The following is a 20,007-nucleotide window of genomic DNA, read 5'->3' as shown; positions in this document are numbered from 1 at the left end:
GTCGGGTCGACGGGTTGCATACACTCGACTGGTGCCAGAACTCCCCGAGGTCGAGGTCGTCCGCTCCGGGCTCGCGCCCGCGGTGACCGGTGCCGTCGTCGCCGCCGTCGAGGTGCTCGATCGGCGATCGTTGCGAAGGCACGACCCGGTCATGGGCGAATTCGAGCGTCTCGTCACGGGCGCGCGCGTCGCCGCGGCGGTGCGGCGCGGCAAGTTCCTCTGGCTGCCAATCGGCGACGAGCGGGCGATCGTCGGGCACCTCGGCATGAGCGGGCAGATGCTCCTGCGCACCCCCGACCACCCCGGCGACGACCGGCACGCGCGGGTGCGGCTGCACCTCGACCATCCCGCGCACGGCGAGCTCCGCGTCGACTTCGTCGACCAGCGCATCTTCGGGTCGCTCGCCGTCGACCGCATGCTGCCCACCGCCGACGGCGGGCTCGGCGGCTTCTCAGCGGCCGAAACGGGCGAATGGGCCAGGCTCATCCCGAGTCAGGTCGCACACATCGCCCGCGACCCGCTCGACCCCGAGTTCTCCGACGACGCGTTCGCGCGTCAGCTCGCTCGTCGCGGAACGGGCATCAAGCGGGTGCTGCTCGACCAGGGCGTGGTGAGCGGCATCGGCAACATCTACGCCGACGAGTCGCTCTGGGTGGTGCGCCTGCACCCCGAGCAGCCTGCCGCGTCGCTCAGCGCACGGCGCGTGCGCGAGCTGCTCGGCGCGGTGCGCGACGTGCTCGGCCGGGCGCTCACCGAGGGCGGCACGAGCTTCGACGCCCAGTACGTCAACGTGAACGGCGCCTCGGGCTACTTCGAGCACTCGCTGAACGCCTACGGGCGGGCGGGCGAGCCGTGCCCGCGGTGCGGTACGGCGATGGTGCGCGAGCCCTTCATGAACCGCTCCTCGCACCGCTGCCCGAAGTGCCAGCGCCGGCGCGTCTAGGGCTGCTTCGCCGGGCGGCGATTGCCGCGCCGCTTCGCCGTCTTGGGCGCCGCGCGGCGCCGGGTGCCGAAGTCGTAGCTCACCTCTCGAGCCCGGCCTCGATGTCGTCGAAGCGCGACCGCAGCATCGGGATGAAGGCCTCGGCGTCGAAGTCCTGGAATCGCGTTCGATACTTCTGCAGCATGGCTTCGATCTGCTCACGAACCTGGGACGACATGAGCCGGCGCGTCTCATCGACGGTGAGTGCTGCGTAGTCGGCGGTCACGAGCACCTGGTCGATCACGAGCCGGTCGTCCCGAGCGGAGTACCGCGCGTAGGAACGATGGTTGTTCGCCTCGACGCTCTCGGGCCTGAACAGCCTCAGGAAGACGCTGATCGCGATGTGGCTGTACCGGTTGTCGAGCGTCCGAAGCCGGGGCGCGATGCCGTCCTGCCAGTGGTAGTCCAGGAGGCCAGCGAGGATCTCGTCGAGGATCCGCTGGTTCTTCTCCGCTTCACGTGCGGAGGCGCCGCCCTCGGACTGGGAGGTGATCTTCAGGAAGATGCCCATGCGGAATCCTCCACTCCGGATCCGGTCGCGGCGGCGAGGACCCGCTCGATCTCGGCGAGCGCACGGAGCGCATCGGGGCGATGCGGCCAGTGCGGATACCTCGTGGTGTCGGACGCCATGATCTCCAGCGCACGCAGGCCGCGTCGCGCCTCGTCACCCAGAGCGGGTGAGACTGCGCCGGTGATCTTGAGCTCGCCGAGCGCGGCAGCGACCCGCGCACGCGACTCCGAGGTGAGGAACACTTCGTTCATCTCGTCCTCCGCGAGCCACGCGACGAGATGCTCGGCCCGGGCGTCGGAGATGTCGTGCGGAACGTCGAACTCCCACTCGCGCAGCAGCGCCGTGAGGAAATCTGCGGCGTCTGCGTTCGGGCCGTGCTCCCGGTAGAAGTCCTCCAGTCCGCGCAGCGTATCGTGCCCGTCGTCACTGCCGAAGGGGGCGAAGTCGTCGCCCTCGTCGAAGAACTCGGGCGGCGCGAGCTCGGTGAAGCGAGCGTGACTGGTCACGGGGGAGAGGCCCTCGTCGGGGTCGTCGAGGTGAAGCATGGGGCCACCCTATCGAGCACGGCGACGAACCGGTCCGGGAGCGGTCAGTCCCAGACCAGGAACACGATGCGCTCGTGACCTGACACGTCGGGGATGCCGCATGAACCGCTCCTCGCACCGCTGCCCGAAGTGCCAGCGCCGGCGCTGAGCTCGGCTCATCGGGTTCGGTAGCGAGCCGAGATCAGTCCGGACGGGAATGCGCGCTGCTCGACGAGGTCGAGGTCGAGGCGCACGCCGTCGGGGAAGAACCGCTTGCCGCCGCCGACCACGCTCGTGGTGATGAAGAGGTGGTACTCGTCGACGAGGCCGGCCCTGATCGCCTGGGCCGCGAGGTTGGGGCCGTCCACCGAGAGGTCGTGGTCGGATTCCGCCTTGAGCCGCCGGACCGCCTCGGGGTCGAAACTCCGCTCGATGCGGGTCCTCTCGCTCGAGACCGACTCCAGCGTCGTCGAGTAGACGATCTTCTCCGCGGCTCGCCAGTCGTTCGCGTACTGGAGGATGAACGGCGGCACCTCGGGTTCGTCGCGCACGGTCTCCCAGAAGACCATGGTCTCGTACATCCGCCGGCCGTAGAGGAAGGTGCCGACGTCGCGGAACGCGTCGCCGATGAAGGTGTGCACCTCCTCGTCCTCCGCACCCCTGCCGAGGTCGCCCTCTGCGGCTTCGGCGTACCCGTCGAGCGAGGTGATCATCGAGTAGATGAGCTTGGCCATGTTCAGCTCCTTCGCGAGAGGTGAGTCGGTGGGCTCACCTCTTCAGACGGTAGTCCTCCTTGAGTGGTGAGTCAATGGGCTCACCTCTATACTTGCGGCATGTCACGCGAGCTCTCGAGCTATCATCGCCAGGTCGCCGCGACCAACCGGGCGACGATCCTCGACGCCGCCAACGAGCTGTTCCTCGAGCACGGCTACGACCGCACGTCACTGGCGCGCGTCGCCGAGCGCGCAGGCGTGTCCAAGGCGACGCTGTTCAAGCAGTTCCCGACCAAGGCCGAGCTCTTCGAGGCGATGGTGCTCGCCGCGGCCGGCTCGCCCGAGGGCGCCTTCGAGGATCCGCCATCCGGCGACTTCCGCGCGAGCCTGACCGGCTTGGGTCTCGCCTACGTCGAGCTCTTGAACCGGCCCGGGATGACGGATCTGATCCGCGCGGTGATCGGTGAATCGTCGCGGTTCCCCGAACTGCGAGAACGGGTCTTCGACTTCGGAACGCTGCCGCTGTTCGCGGCGGTGCGGCGCTGCTTCGTCACCGCAAGCGCCGAGGGGACCGCGGTCGTCGACGACCCCGACTCGGCGGCGTCGCAGTTCCTCGGCATGATCTCGACCGTCGTCTTCTGGCCGCGACTGATCCACGGCGGCTGGTCGCTGAGCGACGCCGAGATGCGCCGCGTGGTGGACGAGGCGGCGCTGACCATCGTGGCGCGATACGGCGCGCGGACGGCCGGCTGACCGGCCGGATCAGCCGCGCTGGAACTCGGCGCCGAAGCCGTGCAGCTCGAACCCGAGCGCGAGGTTGATCGCGAGCATGTGCTCGTTCTCGTCGGCGTTCCACGTGTAGACCGCCGTGCGCTCGGGGGCGAACTCGGCGAGGCGCACGAGGTTCGCGAGTTTCACCCGCATGCCGAGCCCGTGCCCGCGATGGGCCGCGACCACGAGCGTGTCGGACTGGTAGGCGAGCGGCTTGCCCGGCGGCAGTTCGAGCTCGGTGTAGCCCGCGATCGATCCGTCGGGCGCGACGGCGGCCGCGACGAGCAGCGTGCGGCCGCCTCGGGTCGCGTGCGATTCGTGCACGCGCACCCGGTCGGCGTCCCAGAACTCCTCGTCGATGTCGAGGCCGCCCGCGGGCACGTCGATCGCCATGCGGGCGCGCGCCGCCGCGTAGCTGTCGACGAGCGCGTCGGGCACGTGGTCGATCCATCCGGTGATGCGGTAGTCGGATGCCTCGGCCTCGAGCCGCGCGGACTCCGCACGGAACTCGTCGGTGCGAGCGGCGATCTGGAGGACGCTCGCCCGCTCGAGCTGGCCGAGCACGTAGCCGTGGTGGGTCGCGAAGCGCACGCTCGGCAGCTCCGCGGGCAGTGACGCCTCGCCGTCGGGCGCGTGCAGCCGAGGGCCCGGGACGTCGAGGGCTGCGAGCGGAAAGTCGATCCACCCGGTGTTCCGGTGCCGGCCGAGCGCGGTGATCACGCCCTCGGCGTGCTCGAGCAGTCGGCTGCCGATGCCCTGCCGACGGAAGTCGGGGGCGACCTCGACGATGACGATCCCGCTCTCCGCGGCAGCATCCCGTTCACCCCAGGAGATGGTGCGACCGACGCAGGTGTCGCCGTGCCAGGCGGCGAACGCCCGCTTGATCTCGTAGTCGTCGTCGCGGTAGATCGACAGCATCTCCGCGGGCGTGTAGGCGAACCGGTCGTCGCCCCAGCGCTCGACCTCGATGTCGATGGCGAAGGCGGCGTAGCGTTCGAACTCGACGGCCTCGGGCGTGCCGAGTCGCTCGGGGAGCGTGATCGGCCGGATCTCGACGGACATGCGCGGGGCTCCTCTCGGTTGGTGCGTCGGGCGACGTGCCGCCCGGTGGGCAGCCGCCCAGACTACCGAGCGCAGCCGGCGGCGACAACCGTGGAATCCCGCGGGCGCGGCGCGCGTGCGCGGCGGGGGCGGAATCCTCGGATACGGTAGTCCGCAGCGTTCTCGCGCACAGGGGAGGGTAGGACGTGTACCTCAAGAGCCTGACGCTCAAGGGCTTCAAGTCCTTCGCGCAGCCGACGACCTTCGCCTTCGAGCCCGGCGTGACCTGCATCGTCGGCCCGAACGGCTCGGGCAAGTCGAACGTCGTCGACGCGCTCGCCTGGGTGATGGGCGAGCAGGGCGCGAAGACCCTCCGCGGCGGCAAGATGGAGGACGTCATCTTCGCCGGCACCTCGACGAGAGGCCCGCTCGGCCGCGCCGAGGTGAGCCTCACGATCGACAACTCGGACGGCGCCCTGCCGATCGAGTACAGCGAGGTCACGATCTCGCGCACCCTGTTCCGCAACGGCACGAGCGAGTACGCCATCAATGGCGACCAGTGCCGGCTGCTCGACGTCCAGGAGCTCCTGAGCGACTCGGGACTCGGCCGGGAGATGCACGTCATCGTCGGCCAGGGCCAGCTCGACCAGGTGTTGCGTGCGACCCCCGAGGACCGGCGCGGCTTCATCGAGGAGGCCGCCGGCATCCTGAAGCATCGTCGCCGCAAGGAGAAGACGCTCCGCAAGCTCGACGCGATGCAGACGAACCTCACCCGTCTGTCCGACCTCGCCGGCGAGATCCGACGGCAGTTGAAGCCGCTCGGCCGTCAGGCCGAGGTCGCCCGCGAGGCCGCGACCATTGCCGCGGTCGTGCGCGACGCGAAGGCGCGACTGCTCGCCGACGAGGTCGTCGGCCTCCGACGCGCACTCGAGGAGCACGGCAGGAGCGAACACGAACGCCACTCCGAGCGGCTCGTGCTGCAGGAGCGCCTCGAGCAGCACCAGGCGAAGGTCACCCGGCTCGAGGAGGCGCAGGGCGGCGACGACGTCGACCGCGCCCGGTCGACGAGCTTCGCGCTCGAACAGGCCCAGTCGCGCCTCCGCTCGCTCGACTCGCTCGCACGGCAGCGGATCGCGCTCCTCGAGGGTGCCTCCGACGAATCGGATGCCGCGCCGAGCGTGACCCGCGAGATGATCGACGGCGCCGTCGCCGAGCTCGTCGGGCTCCGCGACGGCATCGGCGCCGAGGCATCCGCCCTCGATCTCGCACACGAGCAGACGATGCGCACCCGCGCCGAGCTCGACTCGGTCGACGAGGGCATCGCGCGGCAGTCCGCGCTCGTCTCCGCGTACGACCTCGAGCTCTCGAAGCTCACCGGGCAGGCCGACTCGGCGGCCTCGAAGCTCGCCGCCGTGCGCGGCGAGGTGCTGCGCCACGCGAACGCGCTCGACGCCTCCGCGGCCCGTCGCGAAGCGGCCGCTGCCGCGCTCGCCGAGGCCGAGGCCGCTGCGGGCGAGGAGCAGACCGCCGAGACCGATCTCGACGAGGCCTACGAGCTCGCGCAGGGCGCCGTGTTCGAAGCCGAGGCCGAGATCGAGCGAATCCGGGAAGAGCTGCACGGCCGCGAACGCGAGCACGGCGCCCTCAGCGCCCGCACGCAGGCGCTCTCGCTCGCACTCGACCAGAAGGACGGCTCGGCCGCCCTCGTCGCCGCCGGAGTCCCGGGCGTCCGCGGCCTCCTCGCCGAGTCGATGCAGGTCGAGCCCGGGTACGAGGCCGCGATCGCCGCGGCGCTCGGCTCGCTCGCCGACGCCGTGCTCGTCGACGACCGCGATGCCGCGTATCGCGCACTCGACCGTGCCGAGTCGGGCGAGCTCGGCCGCGTCGCGCTCGCCGTCGCCGAAGCCGGCGGCGAGCCGAGCGCCGCGCCGACGCTCGACGGGCTCACCGCCGCCGCCTCGGTGGTCGCCGCGCCGGCAGGGGTGCGGGGGCTCCTCGCCGAGATCTTCATCGCCGACGACCTCGCCGCGGCGCGCGCCGCGGAACCCGCGCTCGCCGAGGCATCCCGCCCCGCGACCGTGATCACCCGTGACGGCACCGTCATCGGACGCTACGTGGTGCGCGGCGGCTCGGGCCGGAAGCAGAGCCGCATCGAGCTCATCGCCGAGCGCGACCGCGCCGCCGCCCGCCTCGAGGAGGTGCGCGGCGAGATCGAGCGCAGCCGCGCCGAGCTCGCCGAGCAGCGGCAGCTCGTCGAGGCCTCGAAGGAGCAGTCCAAGCGCGCGCTCGCCGCGCTCCGCGAGTTCGACGCGCAGCTCGCGCAGCGCACCGAACGGCTGAATCGCGCCCGGGTGCAGGCCGAAGCCGCCGAGGCGGAGTCGGAGCGGCTCCGGCAGACCTCCGCGAACGCCGAGGAACGCGTCGCCGAGGCCGAGGAGGCGGCGGGCGAGGCCAAGGCCGCACTCGAGTCGGCACGCGCCGTGCCGCGACCGGTGCTCGACGTCTCCGTGCGCGACGCGGCCCTCGCGACCGTCGAGTCGGCGCGGGAGGCCGAGGTCGAGGCGAAGCTCCGGCTCGAGACCGCGAAGGAGCGGGTGCGCGCTGAGGAGGCCCGCATCCGCACGATGGAGGCCCAGTACGACGCCGAACGTCGGGCCGCGGTCGAGGCCGCCCGTCGCGCGGTGATCCGCCGGGCGCAGCTCGAGGCCGCGCGGCGCGTGGCCGACGCCCTGCCGCCCGCGCTCGAGTCCGTCGACGCCTCCGTCGCCGAGGCCCGAGTCGCCCTGGGTCGGGCCGAGGCCGAGCGCTCCAGCCGCAACGAGGAGCTGCAGGCGGTGCGCCGCGAGGAGACCGCCGTGCGCGAGCGCCTGCACTCGGTCACCGAGGACGTGCACGGGCTCGAACTGCGCATCTACGAGAAGAAGCTGCACGTCGGCGGGCTCGTCGAGCGCGCCGAGTCGGAGCTCGGACTCGATGAGGAGGTGCTGATCGCCGAATACGGACCCGACGAACTCATCCCCGCCGAGGGCGCGGACGGCGAGGAGGCCGAACCGCGGCCGTTCCGCCGCGAGGAGCAGCAGCGGCGCCTCGCCGGTGCGGAGCGCAAGCTCGCCCAGCTCGGCCGGGTCAACCCGCTCGCGCTCGAGGAGTTCGCGGCGCTCGAGCAGCGACACCAGTTCCTCAGCGAGCAGCTCACGGACCTCGCGAACACGCGCAAGGACCTGCTCACGATCATCGAGGAGATCGACGGCCGCATGGAGTCGATCTTCCGCAGCGCCTTCGACGACACGAAGGCGGCCTTCGCCGAGGTGTTCCCCGTGCTCTTCCCGGGCGGCACCGGCAGCATCTCGCTGACGAACCCCGACGACATGCTGACCACCGGCATCGAGGTGAGCGTGAAGCCCGCCGGCAAGAAGATCGAGCGGCTGTCGCTGCTCTCGGGCGGAGAGCGCTCGCTCGCGGCGGTCGCGCTGCTCATGGCGATCTTCAAGGCGCGCCCCAGCCCGTTCTACATCATGGACGAGGTGGAGGCCGCCCTCGACGATGCTAACCTCGGGCGCCTGCTCACGACCTTCGAGAGCCTGCGCGATGCGAGCCAGCTCATCGTGATCACGCATCAGAAGCGCACGATGGAGATCGCCGACGCCCTCTACGGCGTCTCGATGCGCCAGGACGGCGTCTCGGCGGTCGTCGGCCAGCGCGTTCGCGAGGAGCGCGAGGCGAAGGCGAGCTGAGGCGTTCCCGCGGTTCGGCGCGGTGCGGGCACCGGACCGCGTCACCCGACCGGGTCAGCCGCCCAGGATGCGGCGCTGCACCGGGTCGCGGCGGGCGTGTGCACGATTCACGCGGAACACGCCGCCGAAGACGCCGCACCCGACGACGATCAGGAGCGCCCCGATCGCGCCGACGGCGATCCGGATCGCCGTGTCGCCCGGCGTCGGGGCGAAGGCCATGGACCCGAGCATGATGCCGAACAGCAGGGCGAGCGATGACGCAGCGATGCGCCAGAACACGAAGGGCTCGAACACGAACGTCCGCGCGAGGATGACATCGCCGATCGAGTCGCCGCCCTCGTGTACGACGGTGAGCCGATCGGCGAGCGCGATCGACAGCCGTCGGCCGCTGCGATGGAGTTCGACGAGCAGCCACGCGGCGGCGGCACCGATCGCCGCGAACGGGAGCGCGAACACCACCGCGAACGCATTCTCGAGCCCGACGGCGACGATGAGGCCGGTGACGATGAAGATCACGACGACGAGCACGATCGTCGCGGCGATGCCGAGCAGGAGTCGCGACGCCCGACCGTAGTCGGCGCGCAGCACGTCGACCTGGCGGCGCAGCGGTGCGGTGCTGTCGGTGGAGTCGTCGTCGAGGAGGGGACGGGAGTCGTCGAGCACCAGTCGGAAAGCCACTCGCCGAGTCTATGCAGCGGACCGGGCGCGAGGCGGCCGTGGCGCATCGCCGCCGCACGTTCCCGTCGCCGCAGGTGCCCGGGGCGCCTCGACCCGGGTCAGGTGATCCGACGGTCGTCGGGCTCGACGATCCGGAACCAGCGGTACCCGTACGCATCGAGGTGCACCTCGATGCGCCCGCGCTCGTCGATCGGGAAGGTGTCGGCCGCGAACAGGTCGGAGAGCACCGTGTCGGGGGCGACCTTCCCGAGCTCGAGGGGTACGAGCGTGGGCGTCGGTGCGAAGTTGTGCACCGCGACGAACCGTCCGACGTCGGCGGTGATGCGGTGGGCGAGCACTGCGTCCTGCCCGGTGACCAGCACGTCGAGCTCGCCCCAGCCGATCTCGGGAGAACTGCGGTACCGCCTCGCGAGCTGCTTGATGAACGAGAGCAGCGACTCGGGGTCGTGTATCTGCGCCTCCACGTTCACGTGCTCGGGGGAGTACCCGTCGCGAGGCGGCGAGGCGACGAGCCGGGACGGGGCGGCCCGGGAGAATCCGCCGTTGCGCTCATCGGTCCATTGCATGGGCGTGCGCACCGCCTGCCGGCCCTGCTGCGCGCGGTTCTCGCCCATGCCGATCTCCTCGCCGTAGAACAGCACGGGCGTGCCGGGCAGCGAGAAGAGCAGGCTGTAGACGAGGTGGATGCGACGGGGGTCGCCGTCGAGCATCGTCGGCAGCCTGCGCACGATGCCACGATCGTAGACGCGCATCCACTCCTCGGGAGCGAACGCGTCGAAGACCTCCTCGCGCTCGGCTTCGGAGAGCTTGTCGAGCGTGAGCTCGTCGTGGTTGCGCACGAAGTTCGCCCACTGCGCCTCGGGCTCGAGCGTCGGCCGCTTCGCGAGCGACTCGGCCAGCGGGCGGGCGTCCTCTCGCGCGAGCGAGAGGTAGAGCGCCTGCATCGCGAGGAAGTCGAACTGCATCGTGAGCTCGGCCGCGTCGCCGGTGCGGCCGAAGAAGTCGAGCTGCTGCTCGTAGGGCAGGTTCACCTCGCCGAGCAGCACCGCTTCGCTCGAACGACGCTGCAGGAACCGGCGGAGGTCGCGGAGGAACTCGTGCGGATCGCCGATGTCGACACCCTCGGGAGGCTCGATCAGGAACGGCACCGCGTCGACCCGGAACCCCGAGATCCCGAGCTCCAGCCAGAAGCCGAGCGTACGCGCGATCTCGTCGCGCACCGCAGGGTTCGCGATGTTCAGGTCGGGCTGGTGCCGGTAGAAGCTGTGCAGGTAGTACTGCTCGGTGCGCTCCTCGAACTCCCAGATCGAGTCCTCCTCGCCGGGGAACACCGCGTTCGCCTCGTTGGGCGGGTCGTCCCGCCACACGTACCAGTCGCGGAACGGCGAGGTGCGGCTGCGCCGCGCGGCCTTGAACCACGGATGCCGCTCCGAGGTGTGGTTCATGACGAAGTCGATGATCACGCGCATGCCGCGATCGCGCGCCGTGCGGGTGAACTCCGCGACGTCGCCCAGCGAGCCGAGTCGCGGATCGACCCCGAGGAAGTCGGTGATGTCGTACCCGTCGTCGCGATCGGGGGTCGGCTGGAAGGGCATCAGCCAGATGCAGGTGACGCCGAGCTCCGCGAGGTGGTCGAGGCGATGGGCGAGGCCCTCGAAGTCGCCCGAGCCGTCGTCGTTCCAGTCCATGTAGGTCTCGACGTCGAGACAGTAGACGACCGCCGTCTTCCACCAGAGGTCGCTCCGATCGGTGATCCTCATGCGGAGACCGCCTCGAGCTCGGGCACGACGCGCTCGCCGAACACCTCGATGAATCGAGTCTGCTCGGTGCCGACGTGGTGCAGGTAGATCCGGTCGACCCCGAGCTCGGCGATGCGCAGGAGGTGGTCGCGGTGGCGCGAGGGGTCGGCGGAGACGAGCAGCGTCTCCGCGACCTGCGCGGGGGTCGCATCGGCGGTGCGGGCGTCGAATTCCTCCGGCCGGTCGAGCTCCCAGGCGAGGTGCGCAGGAACCAGGCTCTGCCGCCACTGCTCGTGGGCGATCGCGAGCGCCTCGTCGTCGGTGCGCGCCCAGCTCAGGTGCACCTGCACGGCGACCGGTCCGCGACCACCCGAACCGCGATAGGCGTCGATGAACTCGCGCAGAACGTCGCGAGGCTGGTCGACGGTGATCACCCCGTCGGCCCAGTTCGCCGCGGCGCGTGCGGTGTCGGGGCTCACCGCGGCGGCGAAGAGCTCCGGCGGGACTGCGGGCAGGCTCCACAGCCGGGCCCGATCGACGCGGATCAGCCCGTCGGCGGTCACCTCCTCGCCGGCGAGCAGGCGGCGCATCACCTCGACCGATTCGAGCAGGCGGGCATCCCGCTCGTCCTTCGGCGGCCACCGCTCGCCCGTGATGTGCTCGTTGATCGCCTCGCCGCTGCCGAGCGCCGCCCAGAATCGGCCCGGGTACATCTCGGCGAGCGTCGCGATCTTCTGCGCGGCGACGGCCGGGTGGTAGCGCTGCCCGGGGGCCGTCACGACCCCGAGCGAGAACCGGGTGGCCTCGAGGGCGGCGCCGAGCCAGCTCCAGGCGTAGCCCGAGTGCCCCTGTCGGACGCTCCAGGGGGCGAAGTGGTCGCTGCACATCGCGGCGGTGAAGCCCGCCTGCTCGGCGCGCTTCACGGCCTCGAGCAGGAGACCGGGCGGCATCTGCTCGTGCGAGGCGTGGATACCCACGGACGTCATCCGCACTCCTTCCGATGCCCCGAGACTCCTCCGACCGTGCGGCGGCGGGCAACCCCTTGCACGGCCGTGCACCTCCGTGCATCGGCGCCGGCGCGCACACGGGGCGGCCCGCGCGGTCGGGTCATCCGCCCCCGTAGGCTGGAGGCATGGCAGAACGCGCATCCTGGTCGCTCGGCGCGGCCCTTCGCGGGGTCTTCGGCGCGAAGACGATCGACGACGACACCTGGGACGACCTCGAATCGGCACTCATCCGGGCCGACTTCGGTCCCGCGGTCACCGAGGAGATCGTCGAGCAGATCCGCGCACAGGTCGAGCGGTACAAGACGACCGACCCGAAGGACGTCCAGCGGATGCTCCGCGAGGTCGTCGAGGAGCGCCTCGCCAAGTACGACCCGACCCTGAAGCTCACCGAGCGGCCCGCCGTCGTGCTCGTCGTCGGCGTCAACGGCGTCGGCAAGACGACGACCATCGGCAAGTTCGCGCGCTTCCTCCGCAGCTACGACCGCTCGGTCGTCGTCGGTGCGGCCGACACCTTCCGTGCGGCCGCCGTCGACCAGCTCGCGACCTGGGCCGAGCGCGCCGGCGTCGGCATCGTCCGCCCCGAGCGCGAGGGCCAGGACCCGGCCTCGGTCGCGTTCCAGACGGTCGACAAGGCCAAGCAGGACGGCACCGAGATCGTGATCATCGACACCGCCGGCCGCCTGCACACCAAGGGCGGGCTCATGGACGAGCTCGGCAAGATCCGACGCGTGGTCGAGAAGCAGGCGCCGATCAGCGAGGTGCTGCTCGTGCTCGACGCGACGACGGGCCAGAACGGACTCGCCCAGGCGGAGGCGTTCATCGAGCACGGTGGAGTGACGGGCCTCGTGCTGACGAAGCTCGACGGCAGCGCGAAGGGCGGCTTCGTGCTCGCCGTGCAGGAGAAGACGGGCCTGCCGATCAAGCTCATCGGGCAGGGCGAGGGCATCGGCGACCTCACCGGCTTCACGCCGCACGTCTTCGCCCAGAAACTCGTCGGATAGGAGCATCCCATGTCGATCGAACACGACTACTTCGGCCTCGTCGGCGACTACTGGTCCGAGACGTTCGAGTACGCCGACCAGCGCGTCGAGGTCGTGCTCGACGCCGACGCCGACCTCGTCTCGCTCCCGTCGCTCGACATCGCCTCGTCGCTCGTCGGCGAGCTCGAACTCGTCGACGACGAGCTGCGTCAGGCCTTCGTCAGCCAGCTCGACAGCAAGAGCTCGCCGATCGTGCGCTACCTCGACGTCGTGCTCGACCCCGAGCTCGAGCAGGCCGACGACATCGACGCGGCGATCGGCCGCGACTCGGGCGACCGGCAGGTCGACGCGCTGCGTTCGCTGAGCCTCGTGCGCGTCGACCTCCGCCCCGACGCCGACGAGCCCGGCGACGCCTTCGCCGAGTTCGAGTACGCGCTCGCCCCCGACGACACCGACGAGCGACTCGTCGCGTCGATCGACCTCGAGCGCGAGATCGTCGACGTGCGCTTCGAGGGCTGACGCCGTCCTGAAAAAGTCGTGGCGCCGGGGCACGTAGAATCGGAGGCACCATGGCTACCTTCGGAAACCTGTCTGACCGCCTCGCGGAGACCTTCAAGAACCTCCGCACCAAGGGCAAGCTCTCCGCTTCCGACGTCGACGGCACGGTGCGCGAGATCCGCCGCGCCCTGCTCGACGCCGACGTGTCGCTCGACGTGGTCAAGCAGTTCACCGGGCACGTGCGCGAGCGCGCGCTCGGCGACGAGGTCAACAAGGCCCTGAACCCGGCCCAGCAGGTCGTGCAGATCGTCAACGAGGAGCTCGTCGCGATCCTCGGCGGCCAGCAGCGCCGACTGCAGTTCGCGAAGAACCCGCCGACGGTGATCATGCTCGCGGGCCTCCAGGGTGCCGGCAAGACGACCCTCGCGGGCAAGCTCGCGAAGCACCTCGCGAAGGAGGGCCACACGCCGCTGCTCGTCGCGAGCGACCTGCAGCGCCCGAACGCCGTCAACCAGTTGCAGGTCGTCGGCTCGCAGGCCGGTGTGCCGGTCTTCGCCCCCGAGCCCGGCAACGGCGTCGGCGACCCGGTGAAGGTCGCGAAGGCGGGCGTCGAGCAGGCGCGCCGCGCGCAGCACGACGTCGTCATCATCGACACCGCCGGCCGCCTCGGCGTCGACGCCGAGATGATGAAGCAGGCCTCGAACATCCGCAAGGCGACGAACCCCGACGAGGTGCTCTTCGTCATCGACGCGATGATCGGCCAGGACGCGGTCACGACCGCGAAGGCATTCCAGGAGGGCGTCGACTTCACGGGCGTCGTGCTCTCGAAGCTCGACGGCGACGCGCGCGGCGGCGCCGCGCTCTCGGTGGCCTCGGTGACGGGCCGCCCGATCATCTTCGCGTCGACCGGTGAGGGCCTCGACGACTTCGAGCCGTTCCACCCCGACCGCATGGCGAGCCGCATCCTCGACCTCGGCGACATCCTCACCCTCATCGAGCAGGCCCAGCAGGCCTTCGACGAGGAGGAGGCGCTGAAGGTCGCCGAGAAGCTCGCGACCGAGCAGTTCACGCTCGACGACTTCCTCGCGCAGATGCAGCAGCTGCGCGGCGCCGGCTCGATCAAGAAGATGCTCGGCATGCTGCCGGGCGCGGGCGGCATGAAGCAGCAGCTCGAGAACTTCGACGAGCGCGAGATCGTGCGCACCGAGGCGATCATCCAGTCGATGACCCCGGCCGAGCGCAAGAACACCAAGCTCCTGAACGGCTCGCGGCGACTGCGCATCGCGAAGGGTTCGGGCATGACGGTCACCGACGTGAACCAGCTCGTGCAGCGCTTCGAACAGGCCGCGAAGATGATGAAGACCGTCGCCCGCGGCGGCGTGCCGCAGATCCCCGGCATGGGCCCGATCCCGGGCGCCGGCGGCTACGGCGGCGGCAAGCGACAGGCCGCGAAGGCGAAGAAGAAGTCGGGCGGTTCGCGCTCGGGCAACCCCGCGAAGCGGGCGGCCGAGAACCAGGCCATCGCGTCCGGCGCGACGCCGGCCGGCCAGGGGCAGGCGCCGACCGGTTCGGGCTTCGGCCTCGGCGGCGCCAAGAAGGGCGGCGCGCCGAGCGAGGCCGACCTCGCGGCGATGCAGAAGATGCTCGGCGGCCGCTGATCGGCTGAGCCGCTGAGCCGCCGGGTTGGCGGCGCACGGCGTCGCGCGACGCGGCGGCGCGTTTCAGCGGGCGGATGCCCCGTGGTCGCCGTGCGACGCGACCCCCTCGCGCAGCTCGCGTGCGAGGTGCGCGACGACGGCCCGCAGGTCGCCGCCCGCCGCTCGCGCGACGTCGAGCTGTCGCTGCGCACTCGCGCCCGCGTCGAGGGTCGCGCGAACCCCCTGGAGTTCGGCCGCACAGCCGAGCCGCTCGGCGATGGGCGCGAGGGTCGTGAGGAGCTCGCGCAGGTCGTCGGCGACGGGCTTCTCGGTGCCCGAGACATCCGTGATGACCTCGGCGGCGAGCCCGTACCGGGCCGCGCGCCACTTGTTCTCGCGCACGTACCAGGGCTGCAGCACGGTGAGCGTCTCGCCGTCGTCGAGCCGCGTGGACATCCACTCGACGAGGCACTGCACGAGGGCGCCGATCGCGGCGATCTCGGCTGCGGTCGAGACGCCGTCGCAGACGCGCACCTCGACGGTGCCCCAGCGGGGTGATGGGCGGATGTCCCAGCGGACCTCGCTGTGGTCCTCGATGACGCCGGTGCGCACGAGGTCGCCGACGTAGCGCTCGTAGGCCGCCCAGTCGGCGAGCGGGTAGGGGAGTCCGGCGGTGGGCAGCTGCTGGAACATGAGGGCGCGATTCGAGGCGTAACCCGTGTCGACGCCCGCCCAGAACGGGCTCGAGGCGCTGAGGGCCTGCAGGTGCGGCAGATAGGCGAGCAGCCCGTCGAGGATCGGCAGCGCCTTGTCGCGATCCTCGAGGCCGACGTGCACGTGCACGCCCCAGATCATCATGTTGCGGCCCCACCAGCGGGTGCGCTCGATGAGCTTGTGGTACCTGGGCTTGTCGGTGAGGTGCTGGTCGTACCACTGGCTGAACGGGTGCGAGCCGCTGCAGATGAGCTCGTACTCGCCGAGCCCGTCGATGACCGCGCGCACCTCGGCGAGCTGCTGTTCGAGGTCGCGCACGGCGCCCGCGATGGTCGTGTGCACCTCGCTCACGAGTTCGACGGTGTTCGTCAGCAGTTCTGAGGTGATGGAGGGGTGCTTGCCGCCCGGGCTGCCCGCATCGAGCAGTTCGAGCACCCGATCCCCGATCGAGGCGAGTTCGCCGGTCGCGCGATCGACGATCGCGATCTCCCATTCGAGGCCGACGGTGGATCGTCGGGAATGCGCGAACTCGATCGGCATGGCGGCCCTTCCTCAGGGTCGCGCGCGGGGGGCGGGGCCCGTGCGCCAATCATCCCACGGTGCACCCCGCCGATCGCCGGTGCGACGCGGGATGACGCCGGGGCGGAGATCATCGGCTCGACCACCGGACTGGAGTACGATGTGCCGCATGACATCTCGCCAGGTGGGTACCCCGTGAGCCCCGAGCCGATGCGGCTGCTCGAGGTGCAGAGCCTGCGCGAACAGGTCGAGCGTACGCTCTCGTCGCGGATCGTGGCGGGCGAGTTCGCCCCGGGCACCGTGCTCACGGTGCCGACGCTCGCCACGGAGTTCGGCGTCAGCGCGACGCCGGTGCGCGAGGCGATGCTGAACCTCGCCCGACGCGGGTTCCTCAGCCCGATCCGCAACCGCGGCTTCCGGGTGACCGAGATCTCGCTCGACGAGCTCAAGGAGCTCGGCGAGGTGCGGGTGCTCCTCGAGGCGCCGCCGATGCGGCAGCTCGCCGGCAACCTGTCCGACGCGACGGTCGCCCGGCTCGAGGAGCTCGCGGCCGAGATCGTCGCCGCCGGCCGGGAGGGCCGGTTCGAGGACTACCTCGAGGCCGACACCGCGTTCCACCTCACCCTGCTCGAGCTCACCGGCAACCGGCACCTCGTGCGACTCGTGAGCGAGCTCCGGCAGCAGACGCGACTCGTCGGGCTCGTGAACCTGGCCGAGAGCGATGCGCTCGTGGCCTCCTCGCTGGAGCACACCGAGCTGGTGCGGCTCCTCGTGGAGGGCGACGGGGTCGCCGCCGAAGACCTGATGCGCCGCCACGTCGGCCACGTCGCCGGGCTCTGGAGCGGCCAGGACGAGGGCTGACCGCGGTCGGGTCGCCCACTCGTTTCGGCGTCGGTCGAATCGATCGTGTGAAGACCGCGTCGTGTGAGTAATATGTCACGTACCGCGCGGTGATCTCCGCAGGCGGGCATGGAAGGGACGACGATGCGGATCGCAGTGATCGGGGCGGGCATCGTCGGCGCCGCGTGCGCCCTCGAACTCGCTGAGCGGGGCGCCGAGGTGGTGCTCGTCGACCGGGTGGGCATCGCCGGCGAGACGTCGAGCCGATGCGAGGGAAACCTGCTCGTGAGCGACAAGGCGCCGGGACCCGAGGCCGACCTCGCCATCCACTCGAACGCGCGCTGGCGCGCGCTCGCCGAGCGACTCGACGCCGAGCGCGAGGGCGGCCAGCCCGAGACCGAGTTCGAGGCCAAGGGCGGCGTCGTGGTCGCGTTCCCGGGCGGCGAGGAGGCGCTGCGCCACTTCGCCGCGGCCCAGCGCGGCATCGGCATCCAGGCGGAAGGGCTCGATGCCGATCGCCTGCTCGCAGCTGAGCCGCACCTCTCGCCCGAGGTCGCCCTCGCGATCCACTACCCCGACGACGCCCAGCTGCAGCCGTCGAACACCACCCAGGCCCTCGCCGCCGCGGCCATCCGGCGGGGTGCCCGCCTCGTCGTCGCCGAGGTCACCGGCGCGCGCACCGCGGGCGGACGCGTCGTCGCCGTCGAGACGACGTCGGGCCCGATCGACGTCGACGCGGTCGTCAACTGCGCGGGGCCCTGGGCGGGCGAGCTCGGCCGCCGCCTCGGCGCGCCGATCGACATCCGGCCGCGCCGCGGCGTCATCCTCGTCACGACCCCGATGCCCCAACGGGTCTTCCACAAGGTCTACGACGCCGACTACGTCGGGGCGGTCGGTTCGGGGGATGCCGCGTTGCAGACCTCGACCGTCGTCGAATCGACTCCCGGCGGCACCGTGCTCATCGGGTCGAGCCGGGAGCGCGTCGGGTTCGACGAGCGCCCGGGCGTCGACCCGGTGCGCGCGATCGCGGCCAAGGCCACCCGTCTGTTCCCCTTCCTCGAGGAGACCATCCTGCTCCGCAGCTACTTCGGGTTCCGCCCGTACGCCCCCGACCACCTGCCCGTGATCGGCGAGGACCCCCGCGTCGGCGGCCTCTTCCACGCGACCGGCCACGAGGGGGCCGGAATCGGCCTCGCCCCGGCGACGGCCGAGCTCGTCGCCCACGCCGTGCTCGGCGCGCCGACCTCGCTCGACCCGGTGCCCTTCCTGCCCGGTCGCCCGGGGATCGGAGCGGCCGCGTGAGCGGGGGGCGGAACGGACGCGGCGCGACCGGGGCGGCCGGCGCGAGCGGCGTGCCGGGCGTGAACGGCACCGTCGAGATCCTCGTCGAGGGTGAGGCCGTGACCGGGCGCGCGGGGCAGACGATCGCCGGGGTCCTGCTCGGCTCGGGCCGCGTCGCGTGGCGCGGCGCGCAGCAGGGCGAACGCGGCGTCTTCTGCGGCATCGGCGTCTGCCACGACTGCCTCGTCACCGTCAACGGCGTCGAGGGTGTGCGCGCGTGCCAGCGCGAGGCCGTCGCCGGCGACCGCATCGAACGCGAGGTGCGCGGATGACCCGCGTCGCGATCCTCGGAGCCGGGCCGGCCGGACTCGCCGCCGCCGAGGCGGCGCTCGCCGCGGGGGCCCGCGTGACCGTGCTCGACGAGGGCGCGCGCCCGGGCGGGCAGTTCTGGCGCCACCGCCCGGGGCTGACCGATCCGCGCATGCAGCACGGGACGCGCCGCTTCGAGCAGCTGCAGGCCGCGCTCGCCGGCGCCGAGGTGCACTCGGGTGCCGCGGTGTGGTCGGTCGAACTGCGCGAGCCCGGCGAGGCAGGCGCCGCCGTGGTGCTCCGCGCCGCCGTCGGCCCCGTCGACGGCGCCGGCCGTGATGCCGTGGTCGTCGAGGCCGATGCGCTCGTCATCGCGACGGGAGCCCACGACCTCGCGCTGCCGATCCCGGGGTGGACACTGCCCGGGGTGACCACCGCGGGCGCAGCCCAGGCCCTCGCGAAGCGCGACGGCGTCTCCGTCGGGCGGCGCACGCTCGTCGCCGGGGCGGGGCCGTTCCTGCTGCCCGTCGCCCAGTCGCTGGCGCTGGTCGGCTCGGAGGTCGTCGGCATCCACGAGGCATCCCGTATCGGAGCCCTCGCCAGCGGCTGGCTGCCGAAGCCGTGGCAGCTCATCGGCAAGTCGGGCGAGCTCGCGGAGTACGCGGGCGCGCTCGTGCGTCACCGCATCCCGTACCGGATCGGCAGCGGGGTCGTGCGGGTGCTCGGCGACGAGCGGGTCGAGGGCGCGGTCGTCGCGCAACTCGACGCCGACTGGCGGCCGCTGCCCGGCACCGAGCGCATCATCGAGTGCGATGCCGTCGCGCTCGGCCACGGGTTCACCCCGCGGCTCGAGGCGGCGATCATGCTCGGCTGCGAGGTGGCCGGCGACCGGCGCGGGCGTTTCGTCGTGGTCGACGACGCGCAGCGCACGTCGCAGCCGCAGGTGTTCGCCGCCGGCGAGGTCACGGGCATCGGCGGCGCCGACGCCGCGCTCGCCGAGGGCGCGATCGCGGGATCCCGCGCGGCGGGACTCGCGCAGGACGACCCGCGGCTGCGCGACGCACTCCGCGTCCGCGACCGGATGCGCCGCTTCGCACAGCGGCTCGAGACGGCGCACGGCATCCGTCGGGGCTGGACGGCGTGGCTCGACGACGACACGATCATCTGCCGTTGCGAGGCGGTCGCGAAGCGCGCAATCGTCGAGCGCGCCGAGGTGCCCCTGCGGGCGATGCGCCTCGCCACGCGGGCGGGGCTGGGACCCTGCCAGGCGCGGACCTGCGGACGCGCGGTCGAGGCGATCGTCGCCGAGACGCGGATGACGGTCGCCGGTGGCGGAGCAACGGGGGAGGCCGCCGACGGCGCGAGCGCGGGTGCCGAGGGCGACGGCGCCACCGGCTTCGATCGCCGTCCGTTGCTCGCGCCCGTGCGGCTCGGCGAACTCGGCGGGTCGGATCGGCCGCCGCGCGAGGAGAATTGACGGGAAACCGCACATCTCCTCGTAGTGCGTGATATATTACACATTACTTGAG

Annotated in this window: 18 protein-coding genes; 10 read left to right on the top strand and 8 right to left on the bottom strand. The window is 71.7% G+C overall.

Going from position 1 to position 20,007, the window contains the following annotated elements:
- Positions 1–31: 31 nt before the first annotated feature.
- On the top strand, positions 32–943 hold the full coding sequence (gene mutM, locus ACFVTR_RS12360; RefSeq protein WP_387037648.1) for a bifunctional DNA-formamidopyrimidine glycosylase/DNA-(apurinic or apyrimidinic site) lyase: 912 nt from the start codon (positions 32–34) through the stop codon (positions 941–943).
- Between the two features lie 79 nt (positions 944–1,022).
- On the opposite strand, the gene ACFVTR_RS12355 is transcribed toward mutM, so the two are convergent.
- From ACFVTR_RS12355 to ACFVTR_RS12345, 3 genes are all read right to left on the bottom strand, one after another.
- Positions 1,023–1,493, bottom strand: a complete 471-nt coding sequence (locus ACFVTR_RS12355) for a hypothetical protein (protein WP_387037647.1) — start codon at positions 1,491–1,493, stop codon at positions 1,023–1,025.
- The gene (locus tag ACFVTR_RS12350) at positions 1,478–2,038 is read right to left on the bottom strand and encodes a hypothetical protein (protein WP_387037646.1); all 561 of its coding nucleotides are present in this window, start codon (positions 2,036–2,038) and stop codon (positions 1,478–1,480) included. The genes ACFVTR_RS12355 and ACFVTR_RS12350 overlap by 16 nt, the downstream gene beginning before the upstream one ends.
- A gap of 155 nt (positions 2,039–2,193) precedes the next feature.
- Positions 2,194–2,751: a dihydrofolate reductase family protein gene (locus ACFVTR_RS12345; protein ID WP_387037645.1), complete on the bottom strand. Its 558-nt coding sequence runs from the start codon at positions 2,749–2,751 to the stop codon at positions 2,194–2,196.
- 99 nt (positions 2,752–2,850) lie between these two features.
- Here ACFVTR_RS12345 and ACFVTR_RS12340 point away from each other — a divergent pair, with 99 nt between their 5' ends.
- The gene (locus tag ACFVTR_RS12340) at positions 2,851–3,483 is read left to right on the top strand and encodes a TetR/AcrR family transcriptional regulator (protein ID WP_387037643.1); all 633 of its coding nucleotides are present in this window, start codon (positions 2,851–2,853) and stop codon (positions 3,481–3,483) included.
- 9 nt (positions 3,484–3,492) lie between these two features.
- On the opposite strand, the gene ACFVTR_RS12335 is transcribed toward ACFVTR_RS12340, so the two are convergent.
- Positions 3,493–4,563, bottom strand: a complete 1,071-nt coding sequence (locus ACFVTR_RS12335) for a GNAT family N-acetyltransferase (RefSeq protein WP_387037641.1) — start codon at positions 4,561–4,563, stop codon at positions 3,493–3,495.
- 185 nt (positions 4,564–4,748) lie between these two features.
- Between ACFVTR_RS12335 and smc the strand changes: the two genes are divergently transcribed.
- A complete protein-coding gene (gene smc, locus ACFVTR_RS12330; protein WP_387037639.1) occupies positions 4,749–8,276 on the top strand; it encodes a chromosome segregation protein SMC in 3,528 nt (1,175 codons plus the stop codon).
- A 54-nt stretch (positions 8,277–8,330) separates the two neighbouring features.
- On the opposite strand, the gene ACFVTR_RS12325 is transcribed toward smc, so the two are convergent.
- From ACFVTR_RS12325 to ACFVTR_RS12315, 3 genes are all read right to left on the bottom strand, one after another.
- Entirely contained in the window at positions 8,331–8,954 is a 624-nt protein-coding gene (locus ACFVTR_RS12325; RefSeq protein ID WP_387037638.1) for a hypothetical protein, read from the bottom strand.
- Between the two features lie 98 nt (positions 8,955–9,052).
- Positions 9,053–10,714: an alpha-amylase family protein gene (locus ACFVTR_RS12320; protein ID WP_387037636.1), complete on the bottom strand. Its 1,662-nt coding sequence runs from the start codon at positions 10,712–10,714 to the stop codon at positions 9,053–9,055.
- A complete protein-coding gene (locus ACFVTR_RS12315) occupies positions 10,711–11,679 on the bottom strand; it encodes a TIGR03885 family FMN-dependent LLM class oxidoreductase (RefSeq protein ID WP_387037635.1) in 969 nt (322 codons plus the stop codon). Before ACFVTR_RS12315 ends, ACFVTR_RS12320 begins: the two co-directional genes overlap by 4 nt.
- A gap of 146 nt (positions 11,680–11,825) precedes the next feature.
- Here ACFVTR_RS12315 and ftsY point away from each other — a divergent pair, with 146 nt between their 5' ends.
- The 3 genes from ftsY to ffh are packed head-to-tail and all read left to right on the top strand — an operon-like array spanning position 11,826 to position 14,836.
- A complete protein-coding gene (gene ftsY / locus ACFVTR_RS12310) occupies positions 11,826–12,701 on the top strand; it encodes a signal recognition particle-docking protein FtsY (protein ID WP_376945774.1) in 876 nt (291 codons plus the stop codon).
- 9 nt (positions 12,702–12,710) lie between these two features.
- Positions 12,711–13,199, top strand: a complete 489-nt coding sequence (locus tag ACFVTR_RS12305; protein ID WP_387037632.1) for a hypothetical protein — start codon at positions 12,711–12,713, stop codon at positions 13,197–13,199.
- A 50-nt stretch (positions 13,200–13,249) separates the two neighbouring features.
- A complete protein-coding gene (ffh, locus tag ACFVTR_RS12300) occupies positions 13,250–14,836 on the top strand; it encodes a signal recognition particle protein (protein ID WP_387037631.1) in 1,587 nt (528 codons plus the stop codon).
- 63 nt (positions 14,837–14,899) lie between these two features.
- Here the strand turns inward: ffh and ACFVTR_RS12295 are convergent, their stop codons facing one another.
- Complete coding sequence (locus ACFVTR_RS12295; RefSeq protein ID WP_387037629.1) at positions 14,900–16,069, bottom strand: glutamate--cysteine ligase; 1,170 nt, start codon at positions 16,067–16,069, stop codon at positions 14,900–14,902.
- 174 nt (positions 16,070–16,243) lie between these two features.
- On the opposite strand from ACFVTR_RS12295, the gene ACFVTR_RS12290 reads away from it, so the two are divergent.
- The 4 genes from ACFVTR_RS12290 (at position 16,244) to ACFVTR_RS12275 (ending at position 19,955) form a co-directional block, all read left to right on the top strand.
- Positions 16,244–16,909 (top strand): GntR family transcriptional regulator, encoded by a 666-nt coding sequence (locus tag ACFVTR_RS12290; RefSeq protein WP_387037627.1) that lies wholly within the window; start codon positions 16,244–16,246, stop codon positions 16,907–16,909.
- A 123-nt stretch (positions 16,910–17,032) separates the two neighbouring features.
- Positions 17,033–18,190 carry an NAD(P)/FAD-dependent oxidoreductase gene (locus ACFVTR_RS12285; RefSeq protein ID WP_387037626.1) on the top strand — a complete coding sequence of 386 codons (1,158 nt, stop codon included), beginning with the start codon at positions 17,033–17,035 and terminating at the stop codon, positions 18,188–18,190.
- Positions 18,187–18,501 carry a (2Fe-2S)-binding protein gene (locus ACFVTR_RS12280; RefSeq protein ID WP_387037624.1) on the top strand — a complete coding sequence of 105 codons (315 nt, stop codon included), beginning with the start codon at positions 18,187–18,189 and terminating at the stop codon, positions 18,499–18,501. The genes ACFVTR_RS12285 and ACFVTR_RS12280 overlap by 4 nt, the downstream gene beginning before the upstream one ends.
- Positions 18,498–19,955 carry an FAD-dependent oxidoreductase gene (locus ACFVTR_RS12275; protein WP_387037622.1) on the top strand — a complete coding sequence of 486 codons (1,458 nt, stop codon included), beginning with the start codon at positions 18,498–18,500 and terminating at the stop codon, positions 19,953–19,955. The genes ACFVTR_RS12280 and ACFVTR_RS12275 overlap by 4 nt, the downstream gene beginning before the upstream one ends.
- Positions 19,956–20,007 lie beyond the last annotated feature (52 nt).

Origin of the sequence: Agromyces sp. NPDC058126 (genome assembly GCF_042884595.1) — a bacterium.
Classification (GTDB): domain Bacteria; phylum Actinomycetota; class Actinomycetes; order Actinomycetales; family Microbacteriaceae; genus Agromyces.
Note: the sequence above shows the minus strand (reverse complement) of the source record. Positions and strands in the feature narration are given on the sequence as shown.

What these genes read in the sequence shown, in the direction of transcription:
- ACFVTR_RS12355 (WP_387037647.1), bottom strand. Translation starts at nt 1,493, where the DNA reads ATGGGCATCTTCCTGAAGATCACCTCCCAGTCCGAGGGCGGCGCCTCC.
- ACFVTR_RS12350 (WP_387037646.1), bottom strand. Translation starts at nt 2,038, where the DNA reads ATGCTTCACCTCGACGACCCCGACGAGGGCCTCTCCCCCGTGACCAGT.
- ACFVTR_RS12345 (WP_387037645.1), bottom strand. Translation starts at nt 2,751, where the DNA reads ATGGCCAAGCTCATCTACTCGATGATCACCTCGCTCGACGGGTACGCC.
- ACFVTR_RS12340 (WP_387037643.1), top strand. Translation starts at nt 2,851, where the DNA reads ATGTCACGCGAGCTCTCGAGCTATCATCGCCAGGTCGCCGCGACCAAC.
- ACFVTR_RS12335 (WP_387037641.1), bottom strand. Translation starts at nt 4,563, where the DNA reads ATGTCCGTCGAGATCCGGCCGATCACGCTCCCCGAGCGACTCGGCACG.
- ACFVTR_RS12320 (WP_387037636.1), bottom strand. Translation starts at nt 10,714, where the DNA reads ATGAGGATCACCGATCGGAGCGACCTCTGGTGGAAGACGGCGGTCGTC.
- ACFVTR_RS12315 (WP_387037635.1), bottom strand. Translation starts at nt 11,679, where the DNA reads ATGACGTCCGTGGGTATCCACGCCTCGCACGAGCAGATGCCGCCCGGT.
- ftsY (WP_376945774.1), top strand. Translation starts at nt 11,826, where the DNA reads ATGGCAGAACGCGCATCCTGGTCGCTCGGCGCGGCCCTTCGCGGGGTC.
- ACFVTR_RS12305 (WP_387037632.1), top strand. Translation starts at nt 12,711, where the DNA reads ATGTCGATCGAACACGACTACTTCGGCCTCGTCGGCGACTACTGGTCC.
- ffh (WP_387037631.1), top strand. Translation starts at nt 13,250, where the DNA reads ATGGCTACCTTCGGAAACCTGTCTGACCGCCTCGCGGAGACCTTCAAG.
- ACFVTR_RS12295 (WP_387037629.1), bottom strand. Translation starts at nt 16,069, where the DNA reads ATGCCGATCGAGTTCGCGCATTCCCGACGATCCACCGTCGGCCTCGAA.
- ACFVTR_RS12285 (WP_387037626.1), top strand. Translation starts at nt 17,033, where the DNA reads ATGCGGATCGCAGTGATCGGGGCGGGCATCGTCGGCGCCGCGTGCGCC.
- ACFVTR_RS12275 (WP_387037622.1), top strand. Translation starts at nt 18,498, where the DNA reads ATGACCCGCGTCGCGATCCTCGGAGCCGGGCCGGCCGGACTCGCCGCC.